The sequence below is a fragment of the Flavobacterium sp. CLA17 genome (assembly GCF_013112255.2).
GTDB classification, from domain to species: domain Bacteria; phylum Bacteroidota; class Bacteroidia; order Flavobacteriales; family Flavobacteriaceae; genus Flavobacterium; species Flavobacterium circumlabens.
The window spans coordinates 2,546,963-2,561,948 of record NZ_CP068294.1 but is presented as its reverse complement, the minus strand read 5'-3'; the positions used below and the strand labels follow the sequence as shown (position 1 = coordinate 2,561,948).

7 protein-coding genes are annotated in these 14,986 nt (G+C 36.3%); all 7 read right to left on the bottom strand.

Annotated features, from left to right (window positions below; genetic code table 11):
* Window positions 1-48: 48 nt before the first annotated feature.
* Window positions 49-1,884 (bottom strand): metallophosphoesterase, encoded by a 1,836-nt coding sequence (locus HAV12_RS10575; protein WP_171569625.1) that lies wholly within the window; start codon window positions 1,882-1,884, stop codon window positions 49-51.
* Window positions 1,885-1,965: 81 nt separating this feature from the next.
* Complete coding sequence (locus HAV12_RS10570; RefSeq protein WP_171569623.1) at window positions 1,966-2,538, bottom strand: hypothetical protein; 573 nt, start codon at window positions 2,536-2,538, stop codon at window positions 1,966-1,968.
* 13 nt (window positions 2,539-2,551) lie between these two features.
* Entirely contained in the window at window positions 2,552-4,828 is a 2,277-nt protein-coding gene (locus tag HAV12_RS10565; RefSeq protein ID WP_171569621.1) for a GH92 family glycosyl hydrolase, read from the bottom strand.
* A 57-nt stretch (window positions 4,829-4,885) separates the two neighbouring features.
* The gene (locus HAV12_RS10560; RefSeq protein WP_171569620.1) at window positions 4,886-7,198 is read right to left on the bottom strand and encodes a GH92 family glycosyl hydrolase; all 2,313 of its coding nucleotides are present in this window, start codon (window positions 7,196-7,198) and stop codon (window positions 4,886-4,888) included.
* 310 nt (window positions 7,199-7,508) lie between these two features.
* A complete protein-coding gene (locus tag HAV12_RS10555; RefSeq protein ID WP_171569618.1) occupies window positions 7,509-9,122 on the bottom strand; it encodes a RagB/SusD family nutrient uptake outer membrane protein in 1,614 nt (537 codons plus the stop codon).
* 19 nt (window positions 9,123-9,141) lie between these two features.
* Entirely contained in the window at window positions 9,142-12,153 is a 3,012-nt protein-coding gene (locus HAV12_RS10550) for a TonB-dependent receptor (protein WP_171569615.1), read from the bottom strand.
* 277 nt (window positions 12,154-12,430) lie between these two features.
* Window positions 12,431-14,605 carry an alpha-N-acetylglucosaminidase gene (locus HAV12_RS10545; protein ID WP_171569614.1) on the bottom strand — a complete coding sequence of 725 codons (2,175 nt, stop codon included), beginning with the start codon at window positions 14,603-14,605 and terminating at the stop codon, window positions 12,431-12,433.
* Window positions 14,606-14,986: the final 381 nt, after the last annotated feature.

Sequence of the window (14,986 nt, the reverse complement as noted above, 5' to 3'; positions counted from 1 at the left end):
ATAAATTATAAATGCAATTTAATCTTTTTGATTTAATAAATATCAAAATTATTTAACAGATAAATTATCAATTTTGTTATTTATTAAATCAATCTTAAAATGATCTGAAGGCTCTCCATTTCTGGTTTTCAAAAATATTACAGCCCATAAAACCAGTTTTGGATCATTTGATTTTTTTAACTGCCTGCAGACCAAATCATATTGCTTTAATCTCTGATTTCCAATTTCTGAAATTGCCAGTTCATCTGCATTTTTTAAGCGGTAAAAATCGAAAATCATATCAAAACCAGTCCATGATTCAAAATCGGCAAGAGCCAGGGAATTTGATTTCAAATCTTTATCAATTTCTGAAGCGTTTTTATTTATTTCTAATAAATATTTACCTGTAAGATTTACAATTGATTTTAAAAATTCTGCAGGAAAATCTTCCGGCAAAAATCGCAAACGAACCAGTTCTTTTAAATGCCAGTTTGTAAATTCTTTATAATCTTTTGCCTTTAATATTTCCTTATTCCAAATACCATCATTTTTACTATTTTGCAGATGCGCATATTCTTCTTCATAAAAAGGGAATAAACTCTTGAAATCTGCCACATTGCCCACCACAACTGTCTCCACTTCAAATTCAGAACCAGCATGAATGGTCAATATTTTATAAGCCGGCAGATAAGCGGCAAGCGAAGGTGTCTGAATATTAAACAAAGTATTCCCTTTTGCGGACGTTCTTACTCCCGTATCGTTGATATGCATATGTCCGCCAAAATGAATCTGAATGCCGGCATCTGCAAATTGCTGCGCTACTGCTTCATCAGGAACTCTTTGCAATTGCATTTTATCGGAACCCAAAAGCTGTTTCAATTCCGGAGATGCATTATCATTAAATTCAACCATCGGATAATGGCTAAAAGCAATCAGGATTTTTCCGTTTTTCCTTGCTTCTGCGGACACCTTTTTAACCCAGTTTAATAAATAGCTCTTGTAAATAAGAACGTTATTATAACCCGTATTCGCTCCCGAAAAATCATGCGGATTATCTGATTCTCCGGATAATTTGTCGTTCGGAACATAAGCATTCGCATCAATTGCCAAAAGCCAGATTCCTTTTATTGGTTCAACAAGATAACTCACATCCGGAAGAAACAGATTCGTATTTTTAATGGCATACGTTCTTTTTTCTAAAACAGATTCTTTTTGTGCTTCTTCAAAATTATAGTGTCCGTAGGTGTAGTTTGAAAAAGGCGTTTCCCAATACAAATCAGTATTTTTTGGAAAAAAACCAAAATCTCTCATTTCGTGAATGGTTTCCTTATAACCCCAGTTTTTTATATCAGCAGTGATAATGGGTTCCAGTTCACTTTTACTTGTATTAAAATTGTATTCAGAACTGCTGATAATCTGCTCTTTTCCGTCTTTACCTAAAAAATCAGTTTTAACGGCATCCTGAGAAAATGGCCTTACAACATCATGATTACCCGTAGTCACGAAAAAAGAAAGGCCGTGTTTTTGGGAATATTCGTTGAGTATTTTTCTCAAGCCCCGTACGTGAACGGGCTGTCCGTCGTCGCTGAAATCACCCGGAAGTACAACTTGTCTGATACCTCTTTTTACAATGTCATTTAGGGCTTCTAAAAAGGCAAAATAATTTTCATTGAAAATTCTGGTAGAATGCAGCTGGGAATTCATTGTTCTGATATTTGCATATTCGCCCGTAACCGGATTTTTGATTCCCCGATAATTGTTGTCTTCAAATTTGGCAAAAATATCCTGTAAATGAACATCGGCTATAAAAGCGATCTGCACATTTTTCTCCTTGAAATGTTGTTCTGTTTTACAGGAAATCAGAATTAAAAGAAGCAATGAACCAAAGATATTTTTGAATGACATTGTTTATTATTTTGATAGTATACTATAGGCCTGACAGGTTTTTAAAACCTGTCAGGCCTGAAATCTCTTAACTATTTTTTTTTAATTTATAGTATCCACTACTTTCACTAAAGTAAAATTTATCCCTAGCGGATTCTTAATTATTTTACAGATTAATGGAAACTCAGGATTTTTTACGATCCACATTTCGGTTTCATCGATTTGTGCGATTACGTGTAAAGCATCTACAAATTTTCCGTCAATTGAAACGCTGTCTTTATCTTCGTTTTTATCCAGCACATAAGTTGTATTATTATATACAAAAGAATTGTTTTTGACTAAATCCTGATAAGCGGACTGCGAAATCATAAAAAAAGTTTCTGTTGGTTTTAAGTTTAAAACAGGTGCATATTCTCCCTGATTAAAACTTAAGGCATTACCGTTTTTCACTGCTTCGGGAAGCATCACTATACTGCTTTTCACACCCCTTGTTTCCAGTTTAAAAGTCAGCTTATGGTCTGCCGTTTCAGCGGTAAGCTGCAAAGTTCTGGTCTGTCCGTGAAGTTTGCACACATAGTGCAGTTCTGTATTATTTTTTAGTGTTGGAATGTACGTTTGTGCTGTTCCTGTTTCATAAAATGATAAAAACAGAAATACTAAAATTATATTTTTCATCTTGCTCATCATTTTATTTTTTGGGTGGTAAAATTAGGGTTCCCCAGGCAGAAGGTTTCGAATCCATTTCTAAAATCAATTCTCCTCCATTAATAATATCATCATGTAAAATCCATGCTTTATCATACGATTTTCCGTTTAAAAAAGCTTTTTTTATGTATGTGTTTTTATCACTCCGTTTTTTAGCGGAAATGGTAAACTTTTTACCGTTTTCCAATTGTATTGTTGTTTCCTTTAGCAAAGGCGTATTAATGAGATAATAGGGCTGTCCTGCATTCGGATAAAGTCCCATCATATGGAAAGCCAGCCACGAAGACATTGCACCCGAATCGTCATTGCCGGGAAGTCCTTCTCTTGACGTGTTAAAATTGTTTTTGATAATCGTTCTGATTCTGTTGCTGCTCAAATAGGGTTTTCCAATCCAGTGATACAGACAAGGCGTTAAAAACGAAGGCTCGTTGGCAACATTATACAAATCTGCAGTAAAGAAGGTATCGAGTCTTTGCTCAAAAGCTTTTTCTCCTCCCGATTTAACAATCAGTTCCGGAACGTCGTGTGGAATGCTAAAGGAATATTCCCATGAATTTCCTTCGTAAAAAAACACGCACCAATGGCAGACATACCAGGGCGATTCTGTAATTACAGGAGTATATTTAAAAGTAGGTTTCTGGATTTTTGATGCTCCAAAAACAACATCATCCAGCCATTTTCCGTCTCTGTCTTTCGGCATAATGAATCCTCTTGCGCCATTATTTTCGTAATCTGAACGCCATAAATTCTGCCAGCTGTCTGCCTGTCTGATGTACTGATTATACAAATCCGTTTTGCCTAATCCTTTAGCGACTACGGCAATATTATAATCGTTGTACGCATAATCAATGGTTCGGTTTCCTGCGCGGTCTGTGCCGTACGGAACGTATCCTAATTTTAAATAATCCAGTAGTCCGCCTCTTCCTTCTTTTTCTTCATTTCCGCCTGGTGAAACGGTCGCATCTTTCAGCATTGCCTGCAGCACCAATTCATAATCTATTCCTTTTAAACCCTTTACAAAAGCATCTGCCAAAACAACCTCAGCGTTAGAACCGCCCTGAGTTCTTCCGTTGTCGTTGCCGCTTCTTCCTTCGGGTAAAAAGCCTTCCCGTTTGTAAATGTTGAGCATCGCATTGATAATTTCGACTTTACGTTTACTGTCAATGAGCGTAATTAAAGGGCTTGACGTTCTAAATGTATCCCAAATGGTATAAAAATCATCATAATACGGTTCGTCATTTGTCCATAACGGATTTTCTCCTGTGCGGTCAACAGGCATAATCATGGTATGGTACAAACCGGTGTAGAACATTTTTTTATAGTCTTCGGATGTATCTGAAGAAACCTGGATTCGGCTTAATAAAGCTTCCCATTTATTTTCTAAACTGGACAAAACGGTATTAAAATCCCAATGCGGAATTTCAACTTCAATATTATTTTTCGCTTTTAATTCGCTTAAAAAAGAAATTCCGATTTTGACATTCAGCTCTTCTTTTCCTGTATTTCCGAAAGAAAATAAAGCTGCAGTTTTCTTTCCGGAATCAAACTGTGCTTTTTGATCATTATAAAATCTACCGTCTTTAAAGGTTACATATTTTGCGATCGGCTGATCAAAAACGGCCCAGAAATAAACGGTGTAAGCACGTCCGTTGTTCCAACCGCCCCGAATTCGGCTGTAGCCCCGAACTTCTGTATCTGAAACAATTTCGATCTGCGAACCTACAAACTGCTGTGCTTCCCTGGCATCCGGAATCTTTTCTTCTCCGAGAAAAAATCCCGGATCAATTTTTAATTCTCTGGATGTGTTTTTGGGATAAGTTATACGATAAAAAGATACTTTTTCACCTGTAGTTATTTCGGTTTTAATAGTATTCTCCCTGAAAACAGTTTCATAATACCCCAGTTTTACATTTTCTTCAGTTCTAAATGCGGTTTGATCCATTTTATCTAAAGCACCTGAAAATGGCATAATCTGAATGTTTCCGTATTTGGGACCTCCGCCTGTTCCGCTTACATGCACCTGACTGAAGCCTGTTACTTCTTTTGGTACAGGAAACCAGCCGCTGTTCGGGCTCGCGGTACAGTCCGGACTTGGTTTTACCATTCCGTAAGGGCAGGACGGACCAATGAAAACCCTGCCTACTCCTTCTGATCCAATCATCGGGTCTACATATTGATGTACGGGCTGTTGGGCACTGATTGTACCTGCAATAAGAAATGATATTCCTAAAAAAAAGATAACTCTGGTCGATATTTTCATTGTGTATTATTTCTTTAGTCTTTATTTTTTTCTTTTTAAATGTTGTCACCTACAAACTTAAGGGTTTGGTTTATTCGACATTTCTAAGATTAGTTCTCCTCCGTTAGTAATATCCTGATGCGAAAGACTAAAATTTTGTACTGTTTTATGGTTGAATTTCAGGTCTTTTATGTAAACATTTTCGCTGCTGTTACCGGCGGCCTTAATTATAAATGTTTTGCCTGAATAATAGTTCGGATTTAGGTCAATCGAAATTTTATTGAATAAAGGACTTCCTATCTGATACACGGCATCTTTGTCTGTACCGCCATTCATTTGAAATAATCCAAGTTTAAGCAATACATTAAGACTTCCCATTAATCCCTGATCTTCGTCACCGTTATACCCCGTTGCAGGAGATAATCCGCTGAAAGTTTCTTTTACTACGTTTCTTGTCCAGTATTGTGTTAAATCCGGTCTTCCTAACAGGGTAAAAATATTGGAGGTCTGCATAGAAGGCTGATTCCCGAAATTGACGGGGATTCTGCTAAATTCCGGATGTAATTCTGCATGGTGTGATGTACCAGAAGTATATTTTTGGTTTTTAGCCGTTTCAAATTGTGCATTTAATTTTGCTACAGCTTTTTCTTTTCCGCCCATTAAAACTGCCAGACCTTCAATATCATGCGGCACAAACCAGGTTGATTGTGCTCCATTCGATTCTATGAATCCATTTTCATATTGATAGGGATCGTAATTTTCGCGCCATTTCCCTTCAACGTTTTTGGGGCGTATCCATCCTGTGCTGCTGTCAAATACATTTTGGTAATTTTTTGATCTTTTCATGAAATAATTGTAATCTTCTTCATGATTTAGTTTTTTAGCCAGTTGCGCCAAAGTCCAATCCTGATAGGCATATTCTAAAGTCTGGCTTGCACCGTCTTCATGGCTTCCGAAATGACCTTCCGGAAGCGGATAAGGCACATATCCTTTTTCTAAATAATATTTCAATCCGCCGCCAATATTGGTATTGTGCTCATATCCTGCTTTTTCCATAATACCGCCCGGCATATGATTTTTTTTGAGTGCAATGTAAATAGCTTCTAAATCTTGTGTTACAATTCCTTTTTGAATGGCGCTTACGATAAAAGGCGTTGCCGAAGCTCCTGTCATTACGTAGGTATCATTTCCTCCCGAAGGGCCACGCGGAATTATACCGCCATCTTTATAATATTGCATTAAAGAATATACAAATTCTTCCATAATTTCAGGATATACCAGTCCCCATAGATTATTTATCGTCCATTGTGCTCCCCAAAAAGCATCTGAATTATACTGATTGAATTTGGGTTTTCCGTCAGCATCTAAAGGTAAATGTCCCACCCTGAATTGGTCTCCTGTATTATCAGGATAGGTTCCATTTGCATCACTGATCATTTTTCTCCCTTGCAGAGCATGCCAGAGATCTGTATAAAATCTTCTTTGATCGATTTCTGTTCCGCCTTCTATTTTTATTCTTCCTAATAAACTGCTCCATTCATTTCTGGAATCGGCAACTGTTTTATTAAAATCCCAATGGGCTAATTCGGTTTCAATATTGTTATTGGCACTTTCAATTGAAGTATACGAAATGCCGACTTTCATCAGTAGCTGTCCGGTCGTTTTATTTAGATTAACCAAATAATTACCGGTTACATTATCCCTTTCGATAAAAGTAACCGGCTTATTTGTTTTAATTTTAAAAAATACGGTTAATGGTTTTGGGCGTCTGAAATTGGTCCCTAAAACTAATGATCCCGACAGTTCATAGTCACTGTTTTTTTCTAATTTCCCATTCGTATTTTCACAAGGTCCCAAAATAGTATTCAGATTAAAAAGAATCGCTTTTTGTGCCTTTACAGGAAAAGTATATTTATGAAAACCAACTCTCAGCGTGCTGGTTAATTCTGCCGTTATCTGATATCTATCCAATTTTACGGAATGATATCCCGGTGTAATTGTTTCGTTTTTATGACTGAATCCGGAATAAAAATCTTTAAAAATAGTCTGCTTCTCTTTAGCTGCTATTGTTACGGGCATTACGGATACACCGGACATCTGCCATTCATGAACATGGCTAAAGCCTTTAATTGTATCTGTAGTATATTTATAGCCTCCTCCCCAATCGCTGCTAATTTCTGTATCGGGACTTAAGTTTACCATCCCAAACGGACGGCTTGCTGATGAAAAGTAAAACCATCTTGAATTTTCGGTGTCCAGCAACGGATAAACCATATCAGATAACTGTTTCTTTTTTAAAGAAATAGTTGTCTGAGCATTGCATGACACTAAAAAAATAAGCGTTAAACCTATTCCAATGCGTCCTGTCTTATAGATTTTATTTAATTCCATTCTTCTGCTGTTTGTTGGGGCAATACTGTTTTATACAGGATTTTCTATACTGATTTATTACTGAACGAAAATATAAGGCAAAAGATTTACCTGAGAACTACTGGATTATACTGTATTCTGAAAACAGAAATGGAGAAGAATGTTACAAAGCTTAATCTTTCATTGATTTTTGGAACGGCATTCGATTAAGCTTTGTCTTCATTCAAAAAATGAAACTAAACTGATTCTGAACAACTGAACAAATCGGCTGTTTTTATTAAAAAGGATGATTTTTTTGACGTTTCTCTCCTTTTCCTAATTAAAATTATTTTTAATATCCATCGTTCTGAGTCAGGGCCGGATTTAAAATCCTGGCATTGGTTGGAATAGGGAAAACACGACGATAAACATCTGTATTGGTTTTGTACCCCCATTGTCCTTCATATTTCCCAAAACGTATCATATCATTTCTATGCCAGGCCTCCCAGGCAAACTCACGGCTTCTTTCTTTGTAAAGTTCTTCTAAAGTTACACCGCTAAAAGCTGAGGATGTTGTTCGATTAGAACGAACCATATTTACTAATGCATCTGCACTTTGCCCTAAAGTAACTGTTCCTCCCCTAAGAATAGATTCTGCTTTCATTAAAAGAATATCTGAATAACGCAGGAAAGGAACGTCGTTATTCTGGTTACGATTTGTTGAAGTCGCATCCGGGTAGAATTTAATATTTCTATACCCAATGTTCCAGGCAATTTCATCATTTCCAAGATCGAATAAGGTTACACTCTGACGAAGGATAATATCCGGCGTTAAATTTACCTGATAAGTATAGGCAGCACCTCCGTCGGATCCTGTATAAAATTGATCATATCCTTTTTTAGTTGTCGTAACCATTACCGGGGTAACGCCATCATTCATGTACTGCAGGCCTGTAAGCCATTGTTTGTTGCGAATATCATTTACATCATTGAAATTAGCATAGAACTCCGGAAGGGTACTTCTTGGTGCACTTGGCGTATAAGGAAGACCAAACTTAGTTCTTTCAGAACGAGGTACATCATAACGTGCGTGATACATTTGTCCGTTGTAACCAACTGTAACTGCAGCCGGATCATAAGGAACTGCAAAAATGAATTCTTTCATTTGTGGTCCGTTATTAGGATAAAACATTTGAAGATAAGTCGCTCTTGGTTCAACAGCATATAAGTTAGAATTAATTACCTCATCACAGGCTGCAATACATTCATTATAACGCTGTGCTCCCGTATATACCTCTGCATTCAAATATAATTTTGCCAGCAAAGCATTAGCAGTCTGTTTGTTTGGTCTGCCATAAGTTGTAATTCCTGATGCAGGATTTAAATTAGGAATTGCTTTCTTTAATTCTTTTTCAATAAAAACAAAAACATCTTTTCTGGGCGTTTTGGCACGAGAACCAAAATCTCCGTAAACTGTATCGAGCGGCACATCTCCGTAACTATCCATTAACATAAAATAGGAAATAGCACGCATGGTTTTTAATTCGGAAATCAAAGTTGATTTATTGGAACCTTCCGGCATAGTCTGGTTCAAAATAGAAATGGCCTGGTTACTGGATCCTATTACTTTAGAAGACCAGTCCCAAAGACTTCCTATGATGCCATTATCTGCATTCCAGTCATGATAATGCATTGCAATGTAATTTCTGTTGTCAAACCAGTTTCCTCCTCTTGAAGGTAAAATCGCCTCATCTGTAGATAAAGACTGCGACCACCACCAGGCAAATGAATACTCGCCGCGAAAAGCTGCATAGACAGGTCCTGTTACCTGAATGTATTGTGTATCGTTTTGAGGAAACACTTCAGGTGTAAGCTGTGTTGTAATTGGCACATCAAGATCTTCACAAGACCATAGTATACCCGCCATAAGCATTGGAAGTGCTATATATTTTAATATCTTTTTCATGATTTTTAGAGTTTAATTTTTAGAATATCACGTTTAAACCAAACATATACGTTCTGGTTTTTGGATAGAAGTTATTTGAATCTACACCAGGAGCAGTTCCTCCCTGTTCAACTTCCGGATCAATTCCTGAATATTTAGTAATTACAAACAGATTATTTATCGTTTGATAAATGCGTACACTGCTTATGTATCTGCCTACTTTTCCAAAATTATACCCCAAAGTCATATTGTCTAATCTTAGGTAACTTCCGTCTTCTATAAAACGAGAAGAATACTTGTAAGAGTTAAGGTCATTTGGCGATTCGTTTCCTGCATCAACTAAAATATTTGTAGTCATTGCGGTACTCGGCCTAAACAAATCGGCACGTGTAGCATTAAAAATTTTATTACCAAACACTCCTCTGAAGAAAATACTTAAATCAAATTTTTTGTATTGAAAGTTATTTCCCCAGCCTAACAATAGTTTTGGCTGCGCGCTTCCTACATAATGATAATCTACTCCATTTAAAGGTGTAGTCGTCAGATTTCCGTTTTTGTCGTAATACTGTGAAACTCCATCTGCATTTTTTCCTGCATATTTAAGAGTAAAAAATTGTCCAAGAGGTCTTCCTTCTTTAAAAATCTGTAAAGTACTTCCTGTTTGTCCGCCTCCGTCAGGCTGTACACGGCGGATTGAATCGCCGCCTATAAAAAAAGGATTGGTTAATTTAACAATCTTATTTTTATTACTCGCCAGATTCAGATTTGTTGACCAGCTAAAATCTGCTGATTTAATAATAGCTGCGCCTAAGCTAAGTTCGATACCTTTATTCGACATTGCTCCACCGTTGGCTACAATTGTCCCTACAGGCACAAGTACCGGATTAACAGAGTAGTTAAAAATCATATCTGTTGTTTTCTTGTCGTACACATCTACAGAACCTGTTATTTTACCGTTTAAGATTGAGAAATCAACGCCAATATTTGCTGTAGCTGTCTTTTCCCATTTCAAATCTGGATTAGCTGCCTGATTAGGGCCATATGCACCAATTTGCTGTCCGTTATAATAAAAAGTACCTAAACTTCCTGAAATAAACTGAGCCGTATAAGCATTAAATCCTGATGAATTTCCTGTTACTCCATAACTACCGCGGAATTTTAAATCACTGAAAATCTTTTGATTCTGCATAAAGCTCTCTTTGTCTACTCTCCATGCCCCGCCTACAGAAGGAAAGTATCCCCAGCGGTTGTTTACGCCAAACATCGAACCTCCATCTCTTCTGATGGTTCCCTGCAAAAGGTATTTGTCTTTGTAATTGTAGTTTACACGTAAAAATTCACCTATCAGACGCGTTTTTTGATATGCTTTACTGTCTCCAAAATTTACTACATAACCATTTACCGAAGTATAATTACTTAATGCAAGGTTGTTATAGCCCACATTGTTTACAGGAAAATTAGTTGTTGTAGCCTGAAATCCGTCCCCTAATGTATTTTCCTGCCAGGAGTAACCAGCCACAGCTTTTATTTTATGCTCTCCCAATGTTTTATCCCAGGTAAGGAAGCTTTCAATGATATTGTTTCTGGTTTCGTAAGAATTTCTCAATGCAGAACCATTTATACCAAAATTAACCAGTGTTTTTGTCAAAGGTGGATCTGGGTTGTTGTAAAAGTTGGCACTGTTGTATTGTGAATAATAACTGTCATAAAATTCTCCATGAGACGCAGTTAATCTTTGGTGTGCTAAATTCAAATTATAAGTAAATCCAAACGGAAGTTTTACTTCTGCAGTAAGGTTACCTACAAGGTTATCCGTTTTAGTTTCATCGGTACCATGTTCAATTAAAGCTACCGGATTAAAATATCCCGGACTGGTAAAATTTTCAAAAAAACTTCCATCAGCATTTCTTACCGGAGAAACAGGGAGATAACTTGCTGCCTGCAAAAGAACAGTATTTCTCTGTGGTACATTTTGATATTTTGTGCTGGAATTAGTAACGTTTAAACCAAATTTAACCTTATCATCAAAAGCAAATTGTTCAACAGATAAACGGGCAATAATACGAGAAAAGTCACTTTTTAACATTACTCCTTCTTTATTAAGAGAAGTAATACTTGCTGTATAGTTTCCATGATCTCCACCACCGCTCATCGATAAGTTATGGCTGCTTGATGCTGCACGTCCTGATCTTAAAATTTCTTTTTGCCAGTTTGTTTTAGCACCTTTATCATTTTCCGGAGTAAAATTCAAATTGTTTTTAGTTGTAAAAGCTCTCAGCTGATCTGCATTCATCATGTCAAGATTATTTGAAACTTCTTCCCAGCCAACATAACCATTGTATGCAATCTGCGTTTTACCCTTACTTCCTTTTTTTGTGGTTACCATGATAACTCCATTTGCACCACGATTACCATAAATTGCCGTTGCCGCTGCATCTTTAAGCACGTCGATAGAGGCAATATCATCTGGTGAGATTACAGAGATATCAACTCCCGGAATACCATCAATTACATAAAATGGTCCTTGGGAGCTGTTTAATGTAGAAGCTCCACGCAAAACTACAGAAGCCGTTTTTGTAGGGTCACCGCTTGATGAAATGTTCAAACCGGAAACTTTACCCTGTAAAAGCTGTCCAACATCGCTGATTGCTCCTCGATTTAGTTCCTCGCCTTTAATAGAAGTTACAGAGGTAGTAAGGTTTTTTCGGGATCCTTTTCCATAACCTACTACTACAACTTGTTCTAAACTGTTTGTAGTAGGCTGCAATTTGATCGAATAGTTCGTTTTTGTTTCCTCCAGTTTTAAAGTCAAATCTTCAAACCCCATATAAGAAACTATTAGTGTCGCATTTTTGTTTGAAGCCGAAAATTTAAATTTTCCATCAAAATCTGTTGTTACTGAATTCGTTGTACCTTTCTCGAGTACATTTGCGGCAGGCAGTGGAATGCCTTTGTCATCTAAAACTACACCGGACACTTCTGTTTTTTGTGCCCAGGTATTAATTGAGAAGCAAAAACAAAAGGCTAATAATAAAAGTTTAAGTTTTTCCATTTTGATATTGGTTAATTGGTTAATATAGTACTGACGAAATTAATGGTAAAGAAATGTTAACAAATGGACAGGTTATTCATAAACATGGATAATTCCTTTAAGGTCAATAATAGCAAGGCTTTGCAAGGTTGTTTTTAAAAAAATATATAGTTAAAAACTTATTAATTAATCGATTTCGTAAAAATTTCATCTCATACATTTCATATAGCTTAAGAGGATCGTATAAAGATTCGGTAAAGTTTTGTTTAAATAACTATTAATCAAAGTCTCATGTTTTTTATTTGCTTTTTGACCAGTTAGTTTCCCAATCTTTAATTGATTCTCTTTCTTTGCTCTCATCAAATGGAGTAGTATTAACTGCTGATTTTTTTAATGCCTCTAAAAACATTTTCCATCTTGGCCAGTAAAATCCTTTGTACATTCCGTGCCAGGATCTGGAAGCATAATCATTCAAATGGCCTTCTCCTCCCCAAAGCGTAATCAGTGTTTTTGCGTTTTTTACGTACAAATTAGATGCTTCAGGCGAACTTCCATAGTCAGAAGCAGATTTTATCCAATAATCCAGACTGTTTAAAGGTTGCTTAGAGATCATAGTATCTATAGCTAAAGCTTGTTTCTCTATTTTTTTAAAGAGTTGATCCCCTTTTGCTATATCTTTTTGCTGATATGCTTTTACACATTCAATTAAATCTTCATCCATACAAAGTGAATAGTAATGTCTTGAAGCATCTATTAAATCGTAATGAATAAAATTCTTTTTATTGTATTTTTTCGCTTCTTTGACTAGAATATCTAAAGCCTCTTTTAGTTTTTTCTTATCTCCCGGGTGCCCTTTAAATTCTGTAACTGTCGCCGTCGGGCGTTTAAACAACAAATACGCTCCGGCCCTATCATTCCACCAGCGAGGTTCCCAGTATTTAGTACTGTAAACTGATTCCAGCAACAATTCCCAAGCCTTAAAAACAGTTGCAGAAGTTTTTTGTTCGTATCTGGCATTTAAATATTTCGTCAGCCAATCATCAATGGGCTCCTCTCCTTTGCTCCAGGGAAGATCATAAATATATTCGTAAACAATTGAATTGTTATTTAAACCTTCCGGCATTGCCCCATAACCAACAACATTTCCTCTATTCGGATTTTTCAGCAGACTAGTCAATTCATTTTTGTAAAAATTTAAATCTCCATAGACAGGATTCGATCCCCCATAATTATGCACATAACCGTACGTCCACTGTTTTCCATAAAAGGCTTCCTGATTTTCCCATACCTTATATCTGTCATTGGCGTAATCCTGTATCATCAATCTGTCATTTGGCACTTTACTCAGAAATGCGCTGGTAGCTTCTTTTGTCCAGAATTCTTTTTTATCTCCAAAAAGCCATCCCTGCATCACCCAGACTGCACCCGGGGCTGCTTCATTAATAGTTTCATAAATTCCGCTTCCGTAATTTGAAAGTTCTTCATATTTATTATTCTCAGAAACCGGTGGTGTAATCTCGTTAAAAGAATCTGCTAAATAAAAATTAGACTTCCCGTAAATTTTGGTGTAAATTTCAATAAAGCGTTTTCCTATTTTTTTAAATAAAGGATCTTTGGAATCCAGAAGAAAAGTACTTTCGAAACCACCTCCGGACCATGATTTTAATTCGCTTATTTTGGCTTCCGGGTATTTTTCAGCAAAAGCTTTCGGTACATAACCACTAAAAGCAGGTACAACAGGATGCATGTCTAATGCTCTCATTCTATCTAAGATTTTCTTTTGAAGCTCTTCCTTTTTACTGAACCATTCCTGTGGCAGTGGCCCTTCAAGACTGTTAATATTTCCCATACGCTGCCATGGTAAAAAGGCAGGTCCTGCAAAATGGGCTTCTAATTGCGTTTCGGTCAATCCGTATTCTTTCCATAACAACTGCCAGACGGTTTCCTGACCTTCCATTGCTGTAGGCAGGTTAATGCCGTGAAGAGCCATCCAGTCTATTTCTTTTTCCCAAGATTTCCAATCCCACCATGGTGTGGTATAACCAAATGTACAGGCATTTAGATACTCCCTGTATTGAAATGGCGTGCTTACTTTTTTCGAATACTTAGGCCATACTTTAGGAAGATTGATTCTGTTTCCTTCCCAACTTACTAAAACAGACCCAATATCCCTAAGAAAGGTATAGGCCCCATAACAGATTGAGGCATTAGATGTTCCTCTGATTTTTATTCTGTTTCCAGTTGTTTCCACCTCAAACGAATCAGAACCAATTTGATCATTACTTTCAATAATATATAAATCGAAATCTTTCGCACGATCACCAATCAGTCTTTCTAACACGGCTATGGAACTTTTTGTGTTTTCTCCATTTTGACAATACCCTTTAGCTGCTAATAAAAATAACAGCACAAAAAAAAGGACTACCGTTTTTGAGGGCTTACCACTTTTAATTTTCAAATTCTCTCTTTCCATATAGTTGTACATTTATTAAATTATCATCCTTTTTTAGTCTACACAAAAAACAAGGGAGATTAATTTTTTTATTAATCTCCCTACAAACAAAAAACAAACAAGAAATCTGTTACTTATAACTAACTATTTTATTCATTGAAGTTCAAACTGCTTTAAAAGGACTATTGAATTGAAAATAAAAGTATATCTAATGCATCATTTTAAGATGGACTTATTAATCAAATTCATAGACATATTTTACAAAAAAATAAAATGTATCCTTTTGAGTTACTCTCTTTTTATCCTAAAAACATCAAATCAGCCCGTCTTTGAACGAAAAAAGCAGATTGGGAAGAGTTTAAAAAATAACCCCTAAAATTAAAAATTTATGGTATCAGATCA

What these genes read in the sequence shown, in the direction of transcription:
- HAV12_RS10575 (WP_171569625.1), bottom strand. Translation starts at nt 1,884, where the DNA reads ATGTCATTCAAAAATATCTTTGGTTCATTGCTTCTTTTAATTCTGATT.
- HAV12_RS10565 (WP_171569621.1), bottom strand. Translation starts at nt 4,828, where the DNA reads ATGAAAATATCGACCAGAGTTATCTTTTTTTTAGGAATATCATTTCTT.
- HAV12_RS10550 (WP_171569615.1), bottom strand. Translation starts at nt 12,153, where the DNA reads ATGGAAAAACTTAAACTTTTATTATTAGCCTTTTGTTTTTGCTTCTCA.
- HAV12_RS10555 (WP_171569618.1), bottom strand. Translation starts at nt 9,122, where the DNA reads ATGAAAAAGATATTAAAATATATAGCACTTCCAATGCTTATGGCGGGT.
- HAV12_RS10545 (WP_171569614.1), bottom strand. Translation starts at nt 14,605, where the DNA reads ATGGAAAGAGAGAATTTGAAAATTAAAAGTGGTAAGCCCTCAAAAACG.
- HAV12_RS10570 (WP_171569623.1), bottom strand. Translation starts at nt 2,538, where the DNA reads ATGAAAAATATAATTTTAGTATTTCTGTTTTTATCATTTTATGAAACA.
- HAV12_RS10560 (WP_171569620.1), bottom strand. Translation starts at nt 7,198, where the DNA reads ATGGAATTAAATAAAATCTATAAGACAGGACGCATTGGAATAGGTTTA.